At 65.5% G+C, this 22884-nt stretch carries 20 protein-coding genes; 7 read left to right on the forward strand and 13 right to left on the reverse strand.

The window, feature by feature from the left end; genetic code table 11:
• Positions 1–79 precede the first annotated feature (79 nt).
• Complete coding sequence (locus RHA1_RS14060) at positions 80–1441, forward strand: MFS transporter (protein WP_011595568.1); 1362 nt, start codon at positions 80–82, stop codon at positions 1439–1441.
• Between the two features lie 3 nt (positions 1442–1444).
• Here RHA1_RS14060 and RHA1_RS14065 read toward each other — a convergent pair whose 3' ends face one another.
• Positions 1445–2233, reverse strand: coding sequence for a GntR family transcriptional regulator (locus tag RHA1_RS14065; RefSeq protein WP_011595569.1), 789 nt, complete (start codon positions 2231–2233; stop codon positions 1445–1447).
• Between the two features lie 295 nt (positions 2234–2528).
• Between RHA1_RS14065 and RHA1_RS14070 the strand changes: the two genes are divergently transcribed.
• The 5 genes from RHA1_RS14070 (at position 2529) to RHA1_RS14090 (ending at position 8573) form a co-directional block, all read left to right on the forward strand.
• A complete protein-coding gene (locus RHA1_RS14070) occupies positions 2529–3923 on the forward strand; it encodes a flavin monoamine oxidase family protein (protein ID WP_050787300.1) in 1395 nt (464 codons plus the stop codon).
• A 44-nt stretch (positions 3924–3967) separates the two neighbouring features.
• A complete protein-coding gene (gene dapA / locus RHA1_RS14075) occupies positions 3968–4861 on the forward strand; it encodes a 4-hydroxy-tetrahydrodipicolinate synthase (protein ID WP_011595571.1) in 894 nt (297 codons plus the stop codon).
• 3 nt (positions 4862–4864) lie between these two features.
• On the forward strand, positions 4865–6352 hold the full coding sequence (locus RHA1_RS14080; protein WP_011595572.1) for an alanine/glycine:cation symporter family protein: 1488 nt from the start codon (positions 4865–4867) through the stop codon (positions 6350–6352).
• 116 nt (positions 6353–6468) lie between these two features.
• Entirely contained in the window at positions 6469–7980 is a 1512-nt protein-coding gene (locus tag RHA1_RS14085; protein WP_011595573.1) for an aldehyde dehydrogenase family protein, read from the forward strand.
• A gap of 173 nt (positions 7981–8153) precedes the next feature.
• Positions 8154–8573: a WhiB family transcriptional regulator gene (locus RHA1_RS14090; RefSeq protein WP_011595574.1), complete on the forward strand. Its 420-nt coding sequence runs from the start codon at positions 8154–8156 to the stop codon at positions 8571–8573.
• 195 nt (positions 8574–8768) lie between these two features.
• Here the strand turns inward: RHA1_RS14090 and RHA1_RS14095 are convergent, their stop codons facing one another.
• On the reverse strand, positions 8769–9350 hold the full coding sequence (locus RHA1_RS14095; protein ID WP_011595575.1) for a hypothetical protein: 582 nt from the start codon (positions 9348–9350) through the stop codon (positions 8769–8771).
• Positions 9347–10108: a ParA family protein gene (locus tag RHA1_RS14100; protein ID WP_009475665.1), complete on the reverse strand. Its 762-nt coding sequence runs from the start codon at positions 10106–10108 to the stop codon at positions 9347–9349. The genes RHA1_RS14095 and RHA1_RS14100 overlap by 4 nt, the downstream gene beginning before the upstream one ends.
• A gap of 381 nt (positions 10109–10489) precedes the next feature.
• On the opposite strand from RHA1_RS14100, the gene RHA1_RS14105 reads away from it, so the two are divergent.
• The gene (locus tag RHA1_RS14105) at positions 10490–11503 is read left to right on the forward strand and encodes an MBL fold metallo-hydrolase (protein ID WP_237726882.1); all 1014 of its coding nucleotides are present in this window, start codon (positions 10490–10492) and stop codon (positions 11501–11503) included.
• Between the two features lie 776 nt (positions 11504–12279).
• Here RHA1_RS14105 and RHA1_RS14110 read toward each other — a convergent pair.
• The 10 genes from RHA1_RS14110 to RHA1_RS14155 all read right to left on the reverse strand — a co-directional run bounded on the left by RHA1_RS14110 (position 12280) and on the right by RHA1_RS14155 (position 22856).
• Positions 12280–12783: an acyl-CoA thioesterase gene (locus tag RHA1_RS14110; protein ID WP_011595577.1), complete on the reverse strand. Its 504-nt coding sequence runs from the start codon at positions 12781–12783 to the stop codon at positions 12280–12282.
• Between the two features lie 194 nt (positions 12784–12977).
• Positions 12978–14432: an aldehyde dehydrogenase (NADP(+)) gene (locus tag RHA1_RS14115; RefSeq protein WP_148228386.1), complete on the reverse strand. Its 1455-nt coding sequence runs from the start codon at positions 14430–14432 to the stop codon at positions 12978–12980.
• Positions 14433–14449: 17 nt separating this feature from the next.
• Positions 14450–15208 carry a ribose-5-phosphate isomerase RpiA gene (gene rpiA, locus RHA1_RS14120; protein ID WP_011595579.1) on the reverse strand — a complete coding sequence of 253 codons (759 nt, stop codon included), beginning with the start codon at positions 15206–15208 and terminating at the stop codon, positions 14450–14452.
• Positions 15209–15232: 24 nt separating this feature from the next.
• The gene (locus RHA1_RS14125) at positions 15233–15883 is read right to left on the reverse strand and encodes an HAD family hydrolase (RefSeq protein ID WP_011595580.1); all 651 of its coding nucleotides are present in this window, start codon (positions 15881–15883) and stop codon (positions 15233–15235) included.
• Positions 15880–17412: a xylulokinase gene (gene xylB, locus RHA1_RS14130; RefSeq protein ID WP_011595581.1), complete on the reverse strand. Its 1533-nt coding sequence runs from the start codon at positions 17410–17412 to the stop codon at positions 15880–15882. The genes RHA1_RS14125 and xylB overlap by 4 nt, the downstream gene beginning before the upstream one ends.
• The gene (locus RHA1_RS14135; RefSeq protein WP_237726883.1) at positions 17412–18848 is read right to left on the reverse strand and encodes an aldehyde dehydrogenase family protein; all 1437 of its coding nucleotides are present in this window, start codon (positions 18846–18848) and stop codon (positions 17412–17414) included. The genes xylB and RHA1_RS14135 overlap by 1 nt, the downstream gene beginning before the upstream one ends.
• A gap of 26 nt (positions 18849–18874) precedes the next feature.
• Entirely contained in the window at positions 18875–19825 is a 951-nt protein-coding gene (locus tag RHA1_RS14140) for a C-terminal binding protein (protein ID WP_011595583.1), read from the reverse strand.
• A gap of 1 nt (position 19826) precedes the next feature.
• Positions 19827–21014, reverse strand: coding sequence for a fumarylacetoacetate hydrolase family protein (locus tag RHA1_RS14145; RefSeq protein ID WP_005243473.1), 1188 nt, complete (start codon positions 21012–21014; stop codon positions 19827–19829).
• 55 nt (positions 21015–21069) lie between these two features.
• Positions 21070–21786: an SDR family NAD(P)-dependent oxidoreductase gene (locus tag RHA1_RS14150; RefSeq protein WP_011595584.1), complete on the reverse strand. Its 717-nt coding sequence runs from the start codon at positions 21784–21786 to the stop codon at positions 21070–21072.
• A 20-nt stretch (positions 21787–21806) separates the two neighbouring features.
• Positions 21807–22856 carry an ABC transporter permease gene (locus RHA1_RS14155; protein WP_011595585.1) on the reverse strand — a complete coding sequence of 350 codons (1050 nt, stop codon included), beginning with the start codon at positions 22854–22856 and terminating at the stop codon, positions 21807–21809.
• Positions 22857–22884 lie beyond the last annotated feature (28 nt).

Genomic DNA, 22884 nt, shown 5'->3' on the forward strand with positions numbered 1-22884 from the left:
CGACCACGACAGGCACCCCGAACACGTCTTACAGGGGTCCACGTCAAGCCAGACCAGAAACGTCAACGAGGAGCTCGATATGGTCACCAATCCGCTGGACGACGCGCCGCTGTCCAGGTTTCACAAGAAGCTTGCCGTGTTCTCGTCGGGAGGACCGTTCCTGGACGGATTCGTCTTGTCCATCATCGGTGTCGCGATGATCCAGATCGCGGATCAGTGGGGCCTGTCGTCCGTGGAGCAGGGACTGGTCGGCGCATCGTCGCTGATCGGTATTCTCCTCGGTGCATTCGCCGGCGGTTGGTTGACCGATCGTTTCGGGCGAGAAGTCTTGTTCACGGTCGATTTGATCGCGATCGCCGCATTTTCGGTCGCACAGTTCTTCGTCCAGGACGTGATCTGGCTGATCGTGCTCCGCCTGCTCATCGGCATGGCGGTCGGCGCCGACTACCCGATCGCCACGTCGCTACTGACGGAGTTCACCCCTCGCAAGTACCGCGGGCCGTTCCTCGGCGCATTCGTCGCCATGTGGTTCGTCGGCGCTGCAGCGGCGTACGTAGTGGGCCAGGTACTTGCCGAAACAGGAAACGACAACGCCTGGCGCTGGATGCTCGCCAGCGCCACGGTGCCTGCGGTGCTGATCGTCGTAGCCCGCGTCGGCACTCCCGAGTCGCCGCGTTGGTTGGTGGGCAAGGGCAGGATCGACGAAGCCAACAAGGTGCTGCGTAAGGTGTTCGGCCCCGGCGTCTCCGTCGCCGACCTCCCCGCGGAGGACGAGAACAGCGTCAGCGTCAAGGAGCTCCTCCGTTCCGGATACGGAAAGCGGATGGCGTTCATCACCCTGTTCTGGACCTGCTCGATCGTCCCCCTGTTTGCCGTCTACGCGTTTGCGCCTGCCATTCTCGGCGCCCTCAAACTGGAAGAGGATGCGGCACATATCGGTTCCGCTGTCATCACGATCCTGTTCCTGGTCGGATGCATCATCGCCCTGTTCCTCGTCAACCGCATGGGACGCCGCCCCCTCCTCATTCACAGCTTCCTGTGGGCCGGTCTGGCACTGCTGCTGATGGGAGCGTTTCCCGAGGCACCTACCACGATCATCATGGTTCTCTTCGCCGCATACGCCGTACTGATCGGCGGCACGCAGATCCTGCAGTGGGTCTACCCGAACGAGCTCTTCCCCACCGAGATTCGTGGCACCGCAGTAGGCATGGCCTCCTCTCTGAGCCGCATCGGTGCAGCAATCGGAACATTCCTCGTACCACTGTCCCTCAGCGGCCTCGGGATCGGAGCGACGATGCTCATCGCAGCGGTGATCACGTTGCTCGGAGCGGTTCTGTCCCACTTCTGGGCACCGGAAACCCGAGGACTGTCCTTGACCGAGAGCGCCTCGCTCGGGATCGCCAGCTCACCGGTATCGCCCGCACGAGCGTCCCGGTCGTAACATCTACGCCTGATCTCGGTGCTGCGCTTCGAGGAGAGCCCGGATTCGATCGGTCGCATCGACGAGCGAATCGTGATTGACGCTCGCTGCCGCGACGTCGTCGCCTCGAAGCGCAGCCTCGACGAGACGCTCTTGAAAGACCACCAACGACTCGACGTCTCCCGAGTCCAGCGTGCCCCGGGCACCGACGATCTTGTAGGCCCTGCAGTGGTGCCACAGATTGCGAATCATGTTGACGAGCAACGGGTTATCACTCGCACGGTAGAGAATCGACAGCAGTTCCTCGTCGTGTTCCAACAGTTCCACGACCCGGCCCTCGACGATCGCGACCCTCATCGCCTCGAATTCGGTCTTCATTCGCTCGGCGTCGGCGCGGGTGATTCGAGTGGCACCGAGCCGGGCAGCCTCGACCTCCAACAACAGTCGGACGTCGTAGACATGGACCAACTCTGCGAAGCTCAGTCCCTTCACGACAGCACCCCGGTGCGGGACCCGCTCCGCGAGACCTGCCTCCTCTAGTCGGCGAATTGCCTCTCGAACCGGCATGACACTCGTGCCGACCTGGGCCGCGAGGTCGCGGATGCGCAATCTCGTCCCGGCAGGCATATCGCCATTCATGATCGATTGATGGATCATCGAGTACACCTGATCCGTCAGGAGAGTCGGCTCGACTTTCTGCGGAACGGTCACCGGGGCGATCCCAGCGGGGCCTGAGCAGGACTCTCCCGGGCGTTTGGTCGCACGGCTCGCAGACCGTTCGCCCTCACGAGTCACCGGTTCCGTCGCAGTCATATGGCCCTCGCCCTTCGCCCTGATCTCGACGTAGCCCGAACCATCGCTGTCGGGCCTTCGCGCACGATGCGCCGCCGATCACATCATCCGCTTGTGTGATCTGTGATCACACTTTATCCTCAATGGAGCGGGTATGACCGGCATCACTGTTTTATCCCAGAGAACGACGCGTCCGGACTGCGTGCATCGCACGCAACCACTGCACGGCAGGTGCGCGCGTCCCGAATCACAACTTGCCACGAACACGCCACCACTCCCCGGCGAGCGACATGGCCCCAGTGAAGGAGATATCGAAGTGCGAGATGTAGTTGTAGTCGGTGCCGGCCTCGCCGGTCTGTCAGCGGGCTGGCGGTTGCGTCACTGGGACACACTTGTCTTGGAGTCCGAGGAGCGCGTCGGTGGACGCATCCGTTCCGAACGTCGCGGGTCGTATTGGCTGAACTGGGGTGGCCACGTCTTCGCCGGCCCCGGATCGTCCACGGAAGCCCTGCTCAACGAGGCCGGGGTGATGTCGGTCGACATCCCCGGGTCGCTGCAGGCCCTCTCGATGAACGGGAAGTTCCTCCGCAAGGGGCACATCGCCACCTATCCGTTCCGGATCCCGATGTCGCTCTCGGCTCGGGTGGCAACCATGCGCGCCGGCATGAAGATCGTTGCGGGCGTCGGAAAGTACACCGGAGTGGTACGCAAGCGCGCCGGTGAGTCCGGAGCGATGCGCCAGCAGCGGATCTACGACTTCGCGAACGACGAATCCTTCCTCGACTTCGTCGGGGACTTGCCGGAGGACGCGGCCGCGCTGTTCAAGACCACCGTCACCCGGTCCGCCGGAAACATGGACCAGATCTCGGCGGGCGCAGGCATCGGATACTTCAGCCTGGTGCTCGGGTTCGGGCAGGGCCTCAGCCGCGGCATCGTCGGCGGGCCGTCCACACTCACCGAAGCCCTCGCCGCGTCGCTGGGCGACCGCGTTCAGCTGGGTGCCGCCGTGCAGGAGGTCGTGCACAAGAAGGACTCGGTGATCGTTCGCTACCGCCAGGACGGACGCGACCACGAAGTCGAGGCGCGAACGGTCGTGCTGGCCACCACCGCGGACGTGTCCCACCGGGTCGGGGTCGACCTGCCGCAGGACCTGCGCGACGCGCTCTCTCAGATCAAGTACGGCCCCCACGTCAGCTCGGCGTTTCTCACCGACGAAACGACGGCGCGGCCGTGGGACGACATCTACGCCATCGCCGCCCCCAAGCGTTCGTTCGCCATCGCGCTCAACCAGGCAAGCATCGTCCGCGGCACCGAGTCCGTCCGGCAGCCCGGCGGCAGCTTCATGACGTTCTCGCCTGCGGCGTTGGGTAGCGCACTGCTCGACAAGAGCGACGACGAAGTGGTGAACACTCACCTCGCCGACCTCGAGCAGATCCTGGGGCCCGGATTCTCCGACACCGTCGTGGAAGCCAAGGCCGCACGGTGGAAGAACGCGTCGCCCTACAGCTTCCCCGGTCGCGCAAAGCTTCAGCCCACCTTGACGCGCGGTGCCGGCCGAGTCTTCCTGGCCGGCGACTATCTCGGAACGCTCTACACGGAAACGTCGATCACCTCGGGGTTCTCCGCTGCTCAAGAGGTCGCCAGCGTGCTCGCCACCCATCGCCAGACTCGTCAACCGAAGATGCTCACCGTTCAGCCCGCCAGCGCCTGACCTTCCCCACACCAAACACTCGTCAACGATCTAGGAGTCATTTCATGTCCAAGCAACTCAGCGGTGTCCTCACAGCATTGACCACCCCGTTCGACGCCGACGAACTCATCGACACGGACAAGCTGAAGCTCGTGGTGGACCGCTCGATCAAGGCAGGCGTCGACGGTGTCGTCGCGGCAGGATCGACCGGTGAGGTCGGGGCGCTGTCGTCGGACGAGCGCCTGCGTCTCGTCGACACGGTCATCGAGCACACCGACGGCCGGGTTCCCGTCATCGCCCAGACCGGTGCCACGACGACCGCAGAGGCCATCCAGCTCTCCCGCGCCGCCGAAAAGTCGGGCGCCGACGTGCTCATGCTGATCACACCGTTCTACGAGCCGCTCTCGACCGAAGAGACGGTGGCATACATCAAGGATGTCGCTTCCGCCGTGGAGCTGCCGGTCATGCTCTACAACATCCCCGCGGTCACGGGTGTGAACCTCGACCCGAGCACTGTTCGCTCCCTGGCCGAAGAGGTCGACAACATTCGGTACATCAAGGACTCGAGCGCGAACTGGGAACAGGCACTGCAGCTGATCCACCACCACAGCGACGTGATCGGCACCTTCATCGGCTGGGACTCCTACATCTACAGCGCGCTGGTCGAGGGCGCTGCCGGGGTCATGGCAGGTGCCGCAAACGTCGTTCCGGACGAGATCGTCGCCGTGAACCGGCTCATCGGCGAGGGCGACCTGCACGGCGCGCTCGCCAAATGGAAGAACCTGTACCCGGTGATCGACGCGATGATCTCCGTTCCCTTCATCTCCGCCGTCAAAGCCGGTCTCGCTCTGCAGGGAGAACCGGTAGGAGCGCCCCGCCGGCCCACCGCAGAACTCCCCGCAGAGCAGGTCGAAAAGATCGGACAGGCACTGAAGCGGCTCGCAGAGGGGACTGCGTAAATCATGGCAGGCCTGGACTGGGCCGAGATGCTCACGACCGTGGCGGACGCCATCTGGGGACCGATGGCCTACGTGGTCCTCGGCCTCGGGGTGGCGTACACCGTCGCCACCAGAGGCATTCAGTTCCGACGCATCCCGGACATGATCCGACAGCTGAAGGAATCCAGCGAAGGCGAAGGAGGACTGTCCTCCTTCCAGGCGCTTGTCCTTGCGCTCGCCAGCCGTGTGGGTGTCGGGAGCATCGCCGGTGTCGCAACAGCAGTCGGCGGTGGTGGACCGGGTGCCCTGCTGTGGATGGCCGTGACAGGACTGGTCGGCTGCACCGTCGGGTACGCCGAGGCAACCCTCGCGCAGGTGTTCAAACGTCAGGTCGAGGACGAGGACCGGAAGAAGGCCAACGAGGATATCGGCGGCATGCCGTACTACATCAAGTACGGACTGAAGCTTCCCAAGGTCGCGGGCCTCGTCGCGTTCCTCGGGCTGGTCGGCTACGGATTCATGTTCCCCGGATTCCAGGTCAGCACCATTGCCTCGAGTGCGGAGATGGCATTCGGAACACCGACCTGGGTGCCGGCAGTGCTCATCACCGTGCTGATCGCTCTGGTGATCTTCGGTGGCACTACTCGAATCGTCAAGGTCACGCAGACTCTCGTACCGATTCTCGCAATCGGATACCTGACGTTGGCGCTGGCGGTGATCGCGGCGAACATCGAAAATGTCCCGGAAGCGATCACGCTCATCGTGAACTCGGCGTTCGGTATCGACCCTGTGCTGGGCGGCATCGCGGGCGCTGCAGTTGCATGGGGAGTGCGCCGGGCAGTCTTCGCGTCGGCGAACGGAATCGGTGAGGCGACGTTCGCCGCGGCGGCGGCACGGACGTCCCACCCCGGCAAGCAGGGTCTCGTCCAGACGTTCAGCATCTACATCGACGTGCTGCTGATCTGCATGGCAACAGGGCTGATGATGGTGGTCTCCGGACAGTACAACGTCTCCGATGGTTCGGGTGGTTACCTTGTCCAGAACCTTCCGGGTGTGGAGGCCGGTCCGAACTGGGTCCAGAAGGCCATCGACACGTTGGTTCCCGGGTGGGGCGCGGCGTTCATCGCAGTAGCCGTGTTCCTGTTCGGCTTCACCTGCCTCATCGTGTACTTCTACGTGGCCAACTCGAACCTGTTGTTCCTGCTCAACGGGCGGAAGGGGCCGGTATCCAAGCTGGTCCTCAAACTCGGCACGCTCGCGATCGTATTCGTCGGCTCCGTCGTGAACGCAGGACTCGTCTGGGCGATCGGCGATATCGGGCTCGGGCTCATCGCCTGGGTCAACCTGATGTGCCTGGTACTGCTCTTCCCGCTCGTCTACCGGGTGTACCGCGATTACGAGCAACAGAAGAAGCGTGGACTCGACCCCGCGTTCGATCCCACAGCGCTCGGCATCGACGGAGCCGAGTTCTGGGAAGCGAACACCGTCACCGGACACAGCGTCTCCCGGTGAGGAGTTTGCCGCAACTGTCCGTCACGCCATAGCGGATCATCCAGCGCAACCCGTTGCGGGCCGGCGCTTCTCGCGCCGGCCCACATCATCCCAGTCGATCTTGGAGGTTCTTCCAGATGCCCAACACCACCCTCACCGGACATGTCGCCGTCAGCCGAGCACCCGGAGGTTCCTTGAACGTCCGGGACGACCTGCCTCCGACCCAGCACTACATCGCAGGAGCGTTCGACGCCGTCGACAACTCCGGTCCCCGCACCGACGTCGTCGACCCGAGTACCGAACAGGTCATCGCCGCGGTACCCCAGGGGACCGCGGCCGATGTCGACCGAGCGGTCGCAGCCGCGGTCGCGGCCAAGAACGACTGGGCCAGACTCGTTCCGAAGGAACGCTCCCTTCTGCTTCACCGCATCGCGGACAGAATCGAACAGAACTCCGAGGTACTGGCGCGGCTCGAATCCGCCAACACCGGAAAACCTTTCGAAGTCTCGAACGACGACGTCGCAGGCACTGTGGACACCTTCCGGTTCATGGCGGGCGCACTGCGTGCGACCACGTCGATGGCCGCCGGAGACTACGCCGAGAACCACCTGTCGGTCATCCTGCGTGAGCCGCTCGGTGTGGTCGGCGTCGTCACCCCGTGGAACTATCCGCTGCTGATGGCGGCGTGGAAGATCGCGCCGATCCTCGCAGCCGGAAACACGGTGGTGATCAAGCCGTCCGAGCAGACCCCCTTGACGACACTGAAATTCGCCGAACTCGTCGGTGACCTGCTTCCGGTGGGCGTGTTCAATGTGGTGTCCGGACTCGGGCCGACCGTGGGAGCGCGGCTGACCGAGCATCCCGACGTCGACATGCTCGCCCTGACCGGATCCGTGGGCAGCGGCAAAGCCGTCGCACGTGGGGCCGCAGACACGCTCAAGCGCGTCCATCTCGAACTGGGCGGCAAAGCACCAGTGGTGATCTTCGCCGACGCCGATCTCGACGACGCCGCGGTGTCATTGCGTGCGGCGAGCTACTGGAACTCGGGCCAGGAATGTGGCGCAGCATGCCGGATTCTCGTGCACGAGTCCGTCGCCGAGGAGTTCACCCGGAAGCTGGTCGAACAGGTGAGCACGTTCGTGGTCGGCGAGCCAGGAGCAGGTGACACCGTGGAAATCGGCCCTCTGGTGTCGAAGGCGCACTTCGAGCGGGTCACCGCATATCTGGAACGTGCGGCGCAACAGGGAATCACCGCCGCAATCGGTGGATCTGCACTGGACGGACCGGGGTACTTCGTCGCACCGACCGTGCTCGTCGGCGTACCCGACGGCGCCGAATGCGCTCGCGAGGAGATCTTCGGCCCGGTGGTCACCGTCGAGACGTTCACCGACGAGGACGAGGCGACCCGCCGCGCGAACGATGTTCCGTTCGGCCTCTCGGCATCGGTCTGGACCGAGAACGCCCGCCGCAGCCACGAAGTTGCCGCGCGGATCGACGCCGGAACGGTGTGGGTCAACTCCCACCTCGTGCTGGCCAACGAAGTTCCGTGGGGTGGGTTCAAGGGATCCGGCTACGGACGCGACCTGTCGATCTATGCCCTCGACGACTACTCACGCACCAAGCACGTCATGCACAACCACGGTCGATAGTTCATCCCGAGGTTCGTCCTGCCCGGCGTCGACCGTCGTGCGAAACGTGGCGCCCGCCCTGTTCTCTGCACAGGGCGGGCGCCGCAGTCCTCTGCCGGCGTCGTCCACACGGGAGGGGAACCCACCGTCGATATTGCTGCCGCTCACACCCTCTGGACAAGATCGGAGTAGTCATGAAGTCCACCGCCCTGACCACACACCTCTACGCGCCCTCGACCGAACTGTGGGATTGGCAGATGAACGCCACGTGCCGGAGCATGGGAACCGATCTGTTCTTCTCCCCCGAAGGTGAGACACGGGAGGCCCGGCGATACCGGGTAGACTTCGCCACCCGGATCTGCCAGACCTGCCCGGTCCTCGAGCAATGCCGCACTCACGCGCAGACGGTGCGCGAGCCGTTCGGGATCTGGGGTGGTACCACGGAGTCCGAGCGCCGGTACGGTGACGCCGGCAGGCCCGGATCGGTGAAGGCGGACGGCGCCGCGGGTGGGCGCACAACCCGTCCGGCCGCAGGGCGCCTGACAGTCTCCGGCCGGCACCCCGGGCCGGGAAGACGTCACCGGCAGACTTCGTCACCGTCGACGGTTCGATGACCATTCCGCGCGGACAGCCGTGTTCGTCGATTCCTTCGGTGCCACGATCTCGATGGTGTACTCGGTGAGCGCCGTCGCGCAGATCCGGCTCCGCTCGGGAATGGGACGGGAGCAATCCGGAAACTCCGCTTCAAAATGTGGCTGTCCCCGACGAGTCGGTCGTGCTCACTGTCATTGTGGCTGCTCCTGGACGGACTAGTTGATGCGTGGCCCCCGGGCGCGTTCGGCCTTGCGCGGCGGGAAAGGTTCGCCGTTGTTGTATGTGCGTTCGAGAACGGCGAGGTAGTGGGCGAGGGCTTCGTCGACGAGGGTGGACCAACTGTTGGGGGCGCCGGCGATATGGCCGATGGCGGCGACGGCATTCTTGCCGTTTTCGGCCTTGGCGCGGTTGATGTAGACGGATTCCTGCTTCTTGTCTGCGGGGACCCGTCTGGTGGTCTTCTTCTCCTCGCCGAGGGCCACCGGTTCGGCGATGGTGGCTGCTTCTTGTGCGACGTCCACGCCCTGTTCGACGAGATTCGGCAGTCGTCTCTTGCGGCGTTCGAAGGGGTTGTTGGCGAGCCCTGCGACGTCCACGCCCTGTTCGACGAGGTTCGGCAGTCGTGGCTTGCGGCGTTCGAGGGGGTTGTTCGCGAGTCCGGGCTTACGTGTCACGCTCGTCAGGAGGTCCGTGCGACGAGTGCTCGCGTGCGTCCCGTCCTGGTGCGCGCCAGTGCGGGGCTGGGGGCGGCGTTCGAGCGGGTTGTTGGCGAGTCCGGGCTTACGTGTCACGCTCATCGGATGTCCCTTTCGACGAGTTCTTGGGCGGCGTCGCGGTAGGCGCGCGCTGCGGCGGAGGACGGTGCCCACCTGACGACGGGTTCTTCGGCGCTGTAGCTTTCGCTGACGCGGACGGACTTCGGGATGATGGTGCGCATCGTCTGGTCGGGGTAGGTCTCGCGGAGCGCGGCGAGGACCTGCTGGTCGATGACCTGGCCGAGTTCGACGCGGCCGCACAGAATGTGATTGAGCCGCGCACTGGGATTGAGCAACTCGACCTGCTCGGTGATGTAGTTCTCGATCCGCATGAGCGCTTCGAGTTCCATGGCTCCCGTCATGACAGCGGCGAGCACTTCGGTGCAGGCGACGAGTGCGCTGATGGTCAGGTGGTCGAAGTCTCCGGGGCAGTCGAGGAGGTTGAAATCGACGTCGGGGGCGCCCGCGAGGGCTTTGCGCAGGACGCCGTGCGCACCGGGCTTCTTGAGGAAATAGGGCCCGACGGAATCGAGTTCCTTGGTGGCAGGAACGAGGTGGATCCCGGACGCGGTGATGGTGGTGGCATCTTCGATGCTCGCCACCATCATGAGCACCGACAGGACATCGTTGTCGACGGCTTCGGGCGTGGCGCCGAGCCAGGTGGTGGCGTTGCATTGCGGATCGAGGTCGACGACGCGGACGGTGTAACCGGCTTCGACGAGGGCTTGGGCGAGGTTGACCGCGCTCGTGGTTTTGGTGGAGCCACCTTTATGGTTGACCACTGCGATGGTGCGGGTCATATGGGCCTGTCCCTTCGTGTACATATAGTGACGTAGCTCAAGATACTGAACTTGGCCGAGGCACGCGGATGACCCGCCGATCTGAGCGCTGAACCCTCAACTTCTGTGACGGCGACTACACGCAGGGGAACTACAGCCGCGTTGGGCGGGAGTGCGGCCTGACGATTCGGCCCGCACCGCCGGCCCGCTCCCCTATAGACCGAGTACCAACGCGGCCAGTGTGAATATGCAGGGCTACCGATAGACCCGCATTTCATCGGATGCAGATGTCGGGAACTGCCGCACACAAGTCGAGTGGCGTGTTAGAACGAACGAGTGGCACTCGGCGAACAGATCGAGATCGATGTTCGGACACGCATGATTGTGGGTCAAGAGCTAGATATGGCCGCTCACCAGCCAGACGTGGGCAACGTGATCGTTCACCGAGCCGGAGATCTCCTGGTGCTCGTCGACAGCGGGGTGACAACCGTGGTCCGGGACGCGATCCGATCCGCTGCCGACGACCTCGCTCCGTGGTCGAAGATCCTGCTGCTCACCACCCACGGTCACCCCGACCATGTCGGGAACAACGACATCATCACAGACCTCGGCGACGGGCTCGACCCCTCGAACGTGCACCATTTCGTCAGCGCGCACGACGCGAGCCAGTACCACGATCACGGGCTCCCCTACTGGACAACGAGCCTTGAACGCGTGTCCGGCCTGGTACCAGGTTTCGAGGATCCGGCTGCGGCAGCTCGCCGTCTCCTCGCCATGTACCGGCCCTACGTTCCCATCACCAACATCACCCGAACCTACGAGGAACTCCCGCTCGAGCACCTCGTCATCGGCTCTCAACACATGTCGGGTTGGTCGTTCGACGACGGTGCCGTTCAGGTCATCCGCACCCACGGCCACTGCGCCGGCCAGGTCGTCGTCCACCTTCCCGAAGCGCGGTTGCTGCACCTGTCCGACGAACCGAACGGCCCGTGCGGCGCGATGCACGACGCCAACCAGATGAATATCTTCGCCGCGCTCGCCCAGGCACTGACGCTGGTCGAGACCGATGCTGTCGACATCGTCACCGAAGGCCATGCGTTCGAGGTGTTCGATCGCCCGACCGCAGCCGAGCGTCTGTCGACGCTGCTCGATCAGGCCTCGGCGCTCGACGGCGCCGCACAGGCACTGCTCAGCGGTGGCATCGACGACCTTCCGGCGTTCGTCGCCGCCTTCATTGCACGCTCCCAGGCGCTCGGCGTCTCGGGTGCGAACCCGAACCCCATGTTCAACACCATGATGACGGTCGCCAAGCTGCGCGAGCTGAGCCTCGTCGCGAAAGGCGAAGGTCCGCAACAGACATGGAGCCGACCCGTGCTCGACGACTCGATGGGCGCACCATCGTCACCGGTTGAATGACCCCTCGACCGATGTAGTTGCCGTGCCCCTTCCCATCCCACTTGCCTCGACGAATTTGCACGAGTCGAATACACAGGCTCACCAGTAACTGTTCGGAATTGCATCAGATAGCCGATTCGAGGTAACGGACTCTTCGTTTGGTGAAACTTCGGTAAGCGTGCAAGGGCCGTCGTTGGGTCTACCTGAGACGACAGATCTACCTTCGACGGTCGATCTGCATGCCGGTAAGGGGTGACGCGGCAGATGCGGGATCCGCACAGAACCGCAACCTTCGCTTCGATGGGCCAGTGGCGTACGACGGGGTTCCGTATTCGACCCGGACGATCCGCATTCCCTTCAGGTGTGACTGAGCGATCCCGGTCTACAGGTGGTCACCGAATTCGGAGCGCGGACCGTCCTACTCGCGATGTAAACAGGGCGACGCGCACAGGTCATCGAGTTGACGAAGGTTCGGACACTCCGTGACGTTGTCGCCCATGCACTGGTGTTCGCCTGTATGACCGTGAAGAACCGCGAAAGCACGTAGGGCGGACGACCAACGATCTGCGACGACATCCAGTAGAGGAACCTGGTCCGCCCGATCGGAGACCGACCGACGGAAAAGAGGTCGCCGGACGCGAGATCCAATTAGATTTGATGCAGACCGTGTGGGGTGCGATGTCAATCGCAGGGATGGCCAGATCATTCTTCCTCAACCTGACTGAAGAAAATTGCTCGCCCTCCGGGAGAAAGCACGGTGACCGGCGTGGGAAATGTTGCTGCTTTCGACGTCTTACTCACGTCGTGACGGACGGTGCGATGCCGTGGGGGCTGGCGAAGGCGTCGCGTTGGGCTCGGCGCCGCTGCCGAGCTGACTCGAATCGCTGTGTGTCGAGGTCGGTGTGTAGAGGGCGGGGTGCAATGGTCACGGGTTTGCCGTCGGAGTCGACGGCGACCATGGTGAAGTATGAGCTGTTGGTGTGGCGGCTGGTTCCTTCCTGGATGTTCTCGGTGTCGACCCGGATACCGATTTCCATCGAGGTGCGTCCGGTGTAGTTCACCGATGCGGAGAAGGTGACCAGTTCTCCGACATGGATGGTGTCGCGGAAGTGGACGCGGTCGACGGACAGGGTGACGACGTAGGTGCCGGCGTAGCGACTCGCGCAGCTGTAGGCGACCTGGTCGAGCAGTTTGAGCAGGCTGCCGCCGTGGACGTTGCCGGAGAAGTTGGCCATGTCCGGGGTCATCAGCACGGTCATCGACAGTGACGTCGGGCGGGTGATGGGGTCGTTCGCTGGCATGCGTTCTCCGTGGGTGTGGTGGTGGCAGGAGGGCGGTCCGTGGCCGAGCGCGGTGTTGTAGCGATACTGCGTTGTAGCGCTACAACACCGCGTGCCCTGGCTTCTTGGCTCCGTCCGCAGTGCACCGTTGCGGGCGTGGTGCGACACGGGTGAAAGTACCCGCAGCGCACTTTTCGTGCGGCTATTTCAGAGGGTCAGCTCCGCCCCCAGAGCTGCGATTGCCCGGCCGGCGAACGTTTTTGGGGAATGCTCCAGGGGTTGGCGTCCTGCAGTGGCTCGGGGAGCCAGGAGTCGAAGTAGTTCTGGAAGGCGACGGGCCGGAGGAATCGCTCGACGGCTGCGGTTCCGACCGCGGTGTGCAATGGTGATGTCGTCGAGGGGAAGGGTCCGCCGTGGTGCTGTGCGGGTGTGACCGATACTCCGGTCGGCCACTCGTTGAGGAGGATTCGCCCGGTTCGTGTTTCGGCCAGGCGGAGGAGGTCGGCGAGTGTGTCCGCGTCGGCTTCTTCTGCGTGCAGGGTGATGGTGAGCGAGCCGTGCAGGCGACTGGCGGCGTCGGTGAGCTGCTTGACGTCGGTGTACTCGACGATTATCGAGAACGGGCCGAAGGCCTCGGTGAGTACGTTGTCCGCGTGCTCGACGAAGGTGGGGTAGTCGATGGACAGGAGTGCAGGCTGATGGCAGCCGTCGACCGTTGTCGGTTCGACGAGCATCCGTCCGCCGATCTGGTCGCCGATCTCCTGGAGCCGGTCGGCAAAGCCGGAGGTGATGGAGTCGGTAAGTAGTGCGCCGGTGCGTTTTCCGCCGATCCGCTCGGTGAGGATATCCTCCAGGCCGTGGTCTGCGGGCAGGAATACGATGCCCGGCTTGGTGCAGAACTGGCCGTTGCCGAGGGTGAAGGAGTCCACGAAGCCCTCGGCGATCGCGTGTCCACGCTCGTCGATTGCGGCCTGGCTGACGAACACCGGGTTGATGCTTCCCAGTTCTCCGTAGAACGGGATGGGTCGCGGTCGGTCGGCCGCGATGCCGGCCAGGAACAATCCTCCGCGCACCGATCCGGTGAAGGTTGCCGCGTCGACGCGTTCGTCGCGGAGCGCGTCGATGCCGGCGTCACGGCCCTCGATGACGTGGAAGGCTCCGGCCGGGGCTCCGGCGGCGTCGAGTGCTGCGGAGACGAGTCTTCCGGTGAGCTCACTGAGTTTCGGGTGCCCTTCGTGGGCTTTCACGACCACCGGGCACCCGGCGGCCAGCGCCGACGCGGTATCGCCTCCCGCAACCGAGAAGGCGAATGGGAAGTTGCTCGCGGCGAAGTTGAGGACGACGCCGATCGGGATCCGCATGCGGCGGAGGTTCGGCCTGGGTCCGGAACCGAAGTCCGGATCGGGGTCGTCGATGCGGGCGTCGAGGAACTCGCCGGTCTGTGCTTGTTCGGCGAACAGGCGCAATTGCATCGTGGTCCGGGCGAGCTCTCCCCGCAGGCGGGGCTCCGGGAGGTGCGTTTCTTCCATCGCGACCGGTACCAGCTCGTCGGCTGCGGCGTCGAGACGGTCCGCGATTTCTACCAGTTGCGCGTACCGCTGCTGTGGGGTCTGACGGGCAAACTCGGCCGTGGCGGCTGCCGCCTGTCCCAGCACGTTGTCCAGGTCCATGTCTGTATCGGTTCCTCTCATTTGCGCCACTCCGGGATCCTGGCGGCATTCCGGTGCGGCAGTTCGATGAGTTTCGCCGCCCCGTCCGGGGAAGCGATGAGGATTTCGTGGGCGATTCCGGTGAACAGCCCGTTCTCCACGACGCCGGCGATCCAGTTGAGGTTCGTGTCGAGCAGGGCTTTGTCGGTGATCGCGACCATGTGGGCGTCGAGGATGAAGTTGCCGCTGTCGGTGACGACAGGCTGCCCGTTCCGGTGTCGCTGAATGATCTTGACATCGGTGTAACCGAGGTCGGTCAGCAGCGCGGAGATCGATCGCCGAGTCGCCTTCCACCCGAACGGGATGACCTCGATCGGAAGTGGGAAGGAGCCGAGTTGCTCGACCAGTTTGGTGTCGTCTGCGATGCACACCATCTTCGACGAGGCCTCGGCGACCATGCGCTCCCACAGCAGGCAGGCGCCGCCACCCTTGATCATGTCGCCGTCGTGGTCGACCTCGTCGGGTCCGTCCAGCGTCACATCGAGTGGGCGGTCGAGGTCGTTGAGATCGACGAGGGTGATACCGACCGACAGGGCCAGGTCGCGGGTTGCGGTGGAGGTGGGGACACCGACGACGTCGAGGCCGTCGGCGACCTTCTCGCCGAGGGCGCGCACGAACCACGCGGACGTCGTTCCGGAGCCGAGTCCGAGTTGGGCGCCGTCGTGCGCGTAGCGCTCCACCGCGGCCCGGCCGACGGCGTATTTCGCCGCGTCCTGGGGGGTTTCGGTCGTGTACATGTGGAGGAGTTCCTTTCGGGTGGGTCAGATGAGGGCGAGCAGGTCGTCGAACGAGTCGAGCCGGAAGTCGGCCTCGATATCGGGGTGTCCCCAGCTCACATGGGCATAGCGGATGCCTGCGGCCGCCGCGGTGTCGCGGTCGATGTCGGTGTCACCGACGTAGAGCACTGTCGAGGGGGCGCCGAGGGCGGCGATGGTGTCGGTGAGATGCCGGGGATCGGGCTTGGGCCCGTCGGTGGCGTCGGAACCTATGACCGCCCCGATGATCTTCCCGAGCCCCAGTGCATCGAGGACCGCGTGGGCGATCGGTGTCCGCTTGTTTGTGCATATTCCGAGCTGGATGCCCCGGGCGTCCAGCTCGGAGAGCACTGCGGCGGCGGTGTCGATCAGGCGGGTCTTTCTCGCCGGGTTCGCGCGGTAGCGCTCGGAGTAGGTCGCCAGGACGTCGTCGACGATCGGTGCGGTGACGGGCAGTCCGGCGACCCGCAGGCACTGTTCGACGAGTGCGCGGGGGCCGCCGCCGAGTGCGTCGGCGACCTGCCGGACGGTGACCCGGTGATCACCGTGAGAGGACAGTGCCTCGTTCATGGCCGCGGCGATGTCCTCGCTGCTGTCGACCAGGGTGCCGTCGAGATCGAAGACGACTGCCGTGAATTTCGTCTGCGTGGTGCTCATGTCTTCCTTGCGATGTCGATGTCGGAGAACACGTCGGTGAAGTGCCCGAACAGGTTTCGGTAACCCTCGAAGATCCGGGTGTAGCGGGTGGCTTCGGTGGGACCGGGGAGATGTCGCGAGGACACCTCCAGGTGCCCGTAGGCGTCGTCGAAGGATTCCCAGGTGCCTGCCCCGACCCCGGCGACGATCGCGGCACCGTACGCGCCGCCTTCGCTGCTGCCGGTCATGGTAACGACCTCGGTGTCGAACACGTCGGCCATCGTCTGCAGCCAGAAGCCGTCGCGGGTGGCGCCGCCGGAGGCGATGATCCGGTCGCACGGTATCCCCAGCTCGGTGAATGATTCGAGGATCTGACGCATGTTGAGCAGCGCGCCCTCGATCACGGCACGCACGAGATGCCCGAGCCCGTGCATGCGGGTCAGCCCGACCATGGCCCCGCTCGCGGAGGGGGCGTAGTGCGGGGATCGCTCGCCGGCCAGATACGGCAGGAACAGCAGGCCGTCGGCGCCGACGGGCACCTTTTTGGCCAGGTCGATGAGTTCGGTGAAGCTGACGTCCTGTGCTCCCGGTAGTTGGTGGACAACGTCGGCGAGCCATTGCAGTCCCCCGGCGGCGGACAGGGACACTCCCATGATGTGCCAGTAGCCGGGCTGGTTGTAGCAGGACACCTGCACGGCGCCGGTGACGTTGTCCGGGCACGATTGGGAGACCGCGGCGACGATGCCGGCTGTGCCGAGGGTGACTCCGATGTCGCCGGGCCGGGCGATGCCCATCGAGGCCGTTTGGACGACCGCGTCCCCGCCTCCGCCGTAGACCTGGACGTCCTCTCGCAGGTTCCAGGCGTGGGCGATGTCCGGGAGCAGGGTGCCGGTGGGTTCGGGGGACTCGACGACCTCGGGGAGCATCGACTCGCACACCCCGACCGCCGCGAGCATCGCCGGGGACCACGTGCGGTTGGCGACGTCGAACAGACCTGTTCCGGATGCCTCGGACACCTCGGTGACGAACTGTCCGTTCATCCGCCAGCGCAGGTAGTCCTTCGGGTTGAGGATCCGGTGGGTCCGCGCGAAGGACTCGGGTTCGTGGTCGCGTAGCCAGGCAACCTTGCCTGCGGTGAATCCGGTGATGAGCCGGTTGGCGGTGGCGTCGAGGACCGCGTGGGGGCCACCCACGGTGTCGGTGATCGCGACGCATTCGGCTTCGCACCGCTGGTCGTTCCAGAGGATGGCGCGCCGGATGACCGTGCCGGTGTCGTCGAGGGCTACCAGGCCGTGCATCTGCCCGCTCAATCCGATGGCGACGATCTCGTCACCGCGGCGGGGCAGCTGTGCGGTGACCTCTCGAATGCAGGCATCGGTGGCCGCCCACCAGTCGTGCGGGTCCTGTTCGGACCAGCCGTGACGGTCGGAGAACAGCGGGTACTCACGCACGGCGGTGGTCATCACCGCCCCGGTGTGGTCCACGGCGACGACCTTGCAGGACGAGGTCCCGATGTCGACGCCGAGGTGCACTCGCGCGGCGGTGGTCATTACCGTGTCCCGTACTGGATGCGGAGGTGCTTGTACTGCAGATACCCCTCCAACCCGGCCTTGCCGTGCTCGACGCCGAAGCCGCTGCCCTTGCGGCCGCCGTAGGGGGCGTTCATGATTCCGGCGTCGACATTGTTGACGGCGACATTGCCGAAATCGAGGAGCCGGCCGAGGTCGTGGGCCTGCGCGAGATCACCGGTGTAGACGTAGGCCGCGAGACCCGCCTCGGTGCCGTTGGCGAGGTCCACCGCGTTCCTCAGGTCGCTGAAGGGCATGACGCCGACGACGGGACCGAATGTCTCCTCGTGCATCACGAGCATGTCCGGGTTGCAGCCGGCGATGACCGTCGGCTGATAGAAGTTCCCGGGCGCGAGCGTCTCGATCCGCGTGCCGCCGGTGGTGACGGTGGCACCGCGGGCGATGGCGTCGCGCACGTGCTGGTCGACGACGTCGAGGCCGGCGCGAGTCGCCATCGGTCCGACGTCGACCGTGGGGTCCATGCCGTTGCCGACGGTCAGCTCGGACACCTTCGCGGTGAGTCGGTCGACGAACTCGGAGTACACCGTTTCGTGCACGTAGATGCGGTTGATGGCGATGCAGATCTGTCCGGCGTTGCGGAACCCGCGGCGCGCGGCGCCGGCGACGGCGGCGTCGATGTCCGCCCGGTCGGTGACGATCATCGGGCACGAGCCGCCCAATTCCATCGTCAGGGGTTTCGCGGCGGGCACGCCGCGGGCGATCTTGCCGCCTGTCGCCGTCGATCCGGTGAACGCCAACTTGTCGAATCCGGGATGGCCGGCCACGGCCGGGCCCGTCTCGCCGCCACCGAGGACCAGGTTCGCCACGCCGGCCGGCAGTCCTGCTTCGTCGATGCAGGCGAACAGCAGTGCCGGTGACAGCGAGGCGTACTGCGACGGCTTGATCACGATCGTGCAGCCGGCCGCGAGTGCGGCGCAGAGCTTCCACCCGACCAGTTCGAGCGGGTAGTTCCACGGGGTGATCGCCCCGATGACGCCGATCGGTTCCTGGACGACCATGCTGGCGAAGCCGTCGACGTCGTTGGGGATCACTTCCCCGTGGATCCGTGTGGCCTCCTCGGCGTAGAAGTGGAACGCCTTGGCGAGTTTGTCGACCTCGCCGGTCGCCTCACCGATGGTCTTGCCCATCTCGGTTGTGATCGCTTCGGCGAGTTCGCGTTCGCGGGTCTTGACGATGTCGCCGATGGTGTGAAGGTAGCGGGCTCGCACGGTCGGGTTGACGTGTCGCCAGTCGGCGAAGGCGCGGCGGGCCGCGGTGACGGCGGCGTCGACGTCGGTGGCGGTCGAGGCGGGGACCTCGGCGATGACCTTCTCGTCGGCCGGGTTGAGCGCCTTGAAGGTCGTCTCGCTCGGGACCCACCCGCCGTCGATGTAGTTGTGCAGTGTGGTGATCGTCATGGCATGCGCCTTTCGCTCGGGGGTGATCAGTTCAGCGGGCATCGCAGCGGCTCGCCCCGGATCGCCCGGGACGCCTCCTCGGCGGCGAGGCGCTGGAGATCGCGCAGCGACTGTTCGGAGTAGAACGCTGCGTGCGGGGTGAGGACGGCGTTCGGGTGCGCGCGCAGCCGGTGGTCGGGGGCCAGAGGTTCCGGATGGAAGACGTCGAGTCCGACCCCGGCCAGCGCGCCGGAATCGAGTGCGTCGAGCACGGCGTCCTGCTCGACCAGGGCACCACGTGAGGTGTTGACCAGGAACGACCCGAACGGCATCTTGGCGAGATTGTCGGCGTTGACGATTCCGCGGGTGTCCGCGGTGGCGGGGGCGTGCAGCGAGAGCGCGTGGGACCGTCGGAACAGCTCGTCGAGATCGACGAGGGTGATGCCGTGGTCGGCCGCGACGTCGGGGTTCGCGTACGGGTCGTGGGCGATCAGATCGAACCCGAAGGGCTGCAGTCTTTTTGCGACGGCAAGCGCGATACGTCCGGTGCCGAGCAAACCTACCGTCGTCTCACTGGTCGAGCGGATCGGGGCGAGTTCGGTCGCGGACGGCCAGCCGCCGGCGGCCAGTGCGCGGTCGAACTGGGCAACTTTGCGCAGGAGCATGAGCGTGAGGGTGACGGCATGATCGGCGACGGTGTCGGCGCCGTAGTCCGGCACATTGCACACCCGCACCCCCAGCCGGGTGGCGGCGTCGAGGTCGACGTTGTCGAAGCCGATTCCGTAGCGGACGACGACCCCGTTCGGGTTCATGGCGGCGAGCGCAGCGGCGGTCATGGGGGCGAAGTTGACCAGTGCTACGTCGGCGCCGCGGACTGCCTCGATCGCCTCGGTCTCGGTGGTGGCGGCGAAGGTGGCGAAGTCGGCGTCGAGTTCTTTCGCGGCGGCGCGTTCGAAATCCTCGCCGGCGAAGTTGTGGTCGGTGATCACCATCCGCATCTCAGGCACCGACCTTCCCGACCAGTCCGCGCCCGTGCAGGTTGGCGATGAACGACCGCAGCCCGAACTCCCAGCGCTGCGCCTTCTCGGAGTGGTTGACGCGGTTGACGAGAGTGCCGAGTTTCGGGCTCGAGATCCGCACCACGTCGCCGATGTGGTGGGTGAATCCCATGCCCTCGCCGCCGCGGTCGTGCGTCGGAGAGAACAGGGTGCCGGTGTAGAGGACGATCCCGTCGGGGTACTGGTGGGCGTCGCCCACGGTGTATTCGGCGAGGGTGCTGATGTCGCGGGAGATCTCGCGCATGTAGCTCACGTCGTCGAGAACGAAGCCGTCGTCCTCCCCCAGTACCTGCAGGCGCACCTCGGCGGCGCGGACGTCGTCGAGGGTGAACGATTCGTCGAGCAACCTGATGAACGGTCCGAGCGAGGCCGAGGCGTTGTTGTCCTTCGCCTTGGGCAGCAGCAGCGCCGAGCGGCCCTCGACGTCGCGGAGGTTGACGTCGTTGCCGAGCATCGCACCCACGATGCGTCCGGTGGAGGTGACCGCGAGGGCGACCTCCGGTTCCGGGTTGTTCCACGACGAGACCTGCGCGACACCGATTTCGGAGCCGCACCCGACCGCCGAGAGGACCGGCGCCTTGGTGAAGACCTCCGGGTCCGGTCCCAACCCCACCTCGAGGTACTGGGACCACTGGCCGCGAGCCTTGAGGTCTTCCTTGAGCCGGGCCGCGTCCTCGCTGCCGGGTTCGATGGAGGACAGGGTCGTGCCGATGAGCCGCTCGAAGTCGCCGCGGATGGCGTCGGCCTGTTCGGGGTCGCCGCCGGCGCGCTCCTCGATGAGCCGTTCGAGCAGCGACGTCGCGAACGTCACCCCGGCGGCCTTGAGCACCGACAGGTCGACCGGTGCGAGCAGATAAGGGGCGCTGGTGCGGGCGGCGAGGGAGCTGGCGAGGACGTCGGCGATGGGCCAGGAGCGGGTGCCGACCGCGCTGCGGACGGCCTTGACCGGGTCCGGTGATTCGAGGAGATCGGTCATGGTCGGGAAGGCGTCGGTGATGTCGACCACCGCACCCGAGCGCAGGGTGACGATGCACGGGCCGCCGATGGCGTCGTCGTGGACCCGGCCGACGAGGGTGGCATTCGCCGCGTCGGCGGGCAGGACCGCTGCGTGCTGATCGATGAGGTTCATGGTGTCGAGATCCGTTTCGTTTCTATTGTGGTGGAAGTGCGAGTGCCGTAGTTGGTCAGCGGAGGCTGTAGCCGCCGTCGGCGACGAGTTCGCTGCCGCAGAAGTAGCCCGACTCGTCGCTGAGCAGGAACGCCACCGCGGCCGCGATCTCCGAGGGTTCGGCCATCCGCTGCTGGGGGGTGGCATCGAGCCATTGCCGGAACTGGTGCGCCTTCCGGGCGAGCAGCGGTGTGGCGACGTAGCCCGGGGAGACGGCGTTGACGCGGACGCCGCGGTCGGCCCATTCGGAGGCCAACGACTTGGTCAGCGCGGTGACCGCCGCCTTCGAGGCGTTGTAGGCGCACTGTTTCTGGGGGACGTTGACCACGTGATTGCCGCTCATCGAGGAGATGTTGACGATGGCGCCGGACTTCTGCTCCAGCATCCGTCGACCGAAGGCCTGGTTCGTGATGAACAGTCCCCGCAGGTTCACCCCGAGGGTGCGATCCCACTCGTCGAGGGTCATCTCCTCGGCGGCGATGTCGTCTTCGACGACGCCGGCGGCGGCGACCAGTCCGTCGATGCGGCCTTCACGTTCGGCGATGCGGGTGGCGACTTGCGCCATCGCGTACGGATCGGTGATGTCGACGATCGTCGATTCGCCGAGCGGTGAAGCCGTTCGGTCCAGCGCATACACGCTCGCGCCTTCGTCGATCAACCGGGCGCACACGGCCTCGCCGATGCCGCCGGCCGATCCGGTCACTGCCACGACTTTCCCGTTCAATCCGCGCATGGTGTTTCCCTTCTCGGTTTCTAGTGCACGCCCACCGTGGCCACGGTGGGCGTGGGCGGGGCTGTGGGGGTGCGCGGGCGGGCTTTGCGTGCCCGGGTCTTGAGGACGCCGACCTTGGCCGCGAGGATCGCGCCGATCAGGACGACACCGTTGAAGACCGGCTGCACCCAGGTTTGAGCGCCGAGCATGAACAGTCCGGTGGTGCCGGCAGCGACGAGCACGACGGCGGTCATGGTTCCCCAGACGTTGTAGTAGCCGCGGCGGATCGACGTCTCACCGAGGAAGCAGGCGGCGATGGCGGGGAGCAGGAATTCCGAGCCGCTCGTCGGTGCTGCCGAACCGACCTGGGCGACCTGCAGTACACCTCCGATTGCCGCGAGGACCGCGCCGCCGACGAACGCGCCGACGGTGAGCTGGTCGACCTTGATGCCGGTCAACCGTGCGGCGTCCCGGCTGCCGCCGATGGCGTAGAGCCGTCGGCCCACCGGACGGAAGTACAGCACGTACCAGAGCACGATGCCGACGGCGACGGCGAAGATGAACGGCAGCGGGATACCCAGGGGGCGGCCCTGCCCCAGATCCTTGAACGCCTGCGGGATACCGCTGTAGATGACCGCGCCCTTCGAGTACCACAGGATCGCACCGAAGAGGACGGACTGCGTGCCGAGGGTGACGACAAGTGCGTTCAAGTTCAGGTAGGCGACGAGGAATCCGTTGATCAGCCCGACGACGACGGCCACGACGACGACGATCAGCACCGCCAGTGGCCACTGTGAGACGGTGCCGTTGGACATCAGCCCGGTGGCCAGGACGCCACCGAACCCGGCCATGGCGGCGACCGACAGGTCGAAGTGACCGACGATCAGCGGGAGCATCAGCCCGAATGCGATGAACATGATCGACGCATTGGCCTGCAGGATCGAGCCGAAGTTCGCGATGGTCGGGAAGGTATCGGGACGCATCACCGAGAAGAATCCGATGATCGCGATCAGGGCGATCACGATTCCGTAGTCGGTGAAAATCCTTTTGAACGCTCCCGCCGGGCGACCAGGCGCTCGTTGAACGGTCATGGTGTACTCCAAGATTCGATGATGGCCG

The sequence above is a fragment of the Rhodococcus jostii RHA1 genome (assembly GCF_000014565.1).
In the GTDB taxonomy this organism is placed as follows: domain Bacteria; phylum Actinomycetota; class Actinomycetes; order Mycobacteriales; family Mycobacteriaceae; genus Rhodococcus_F; species Rhodococcus_F jostii_A.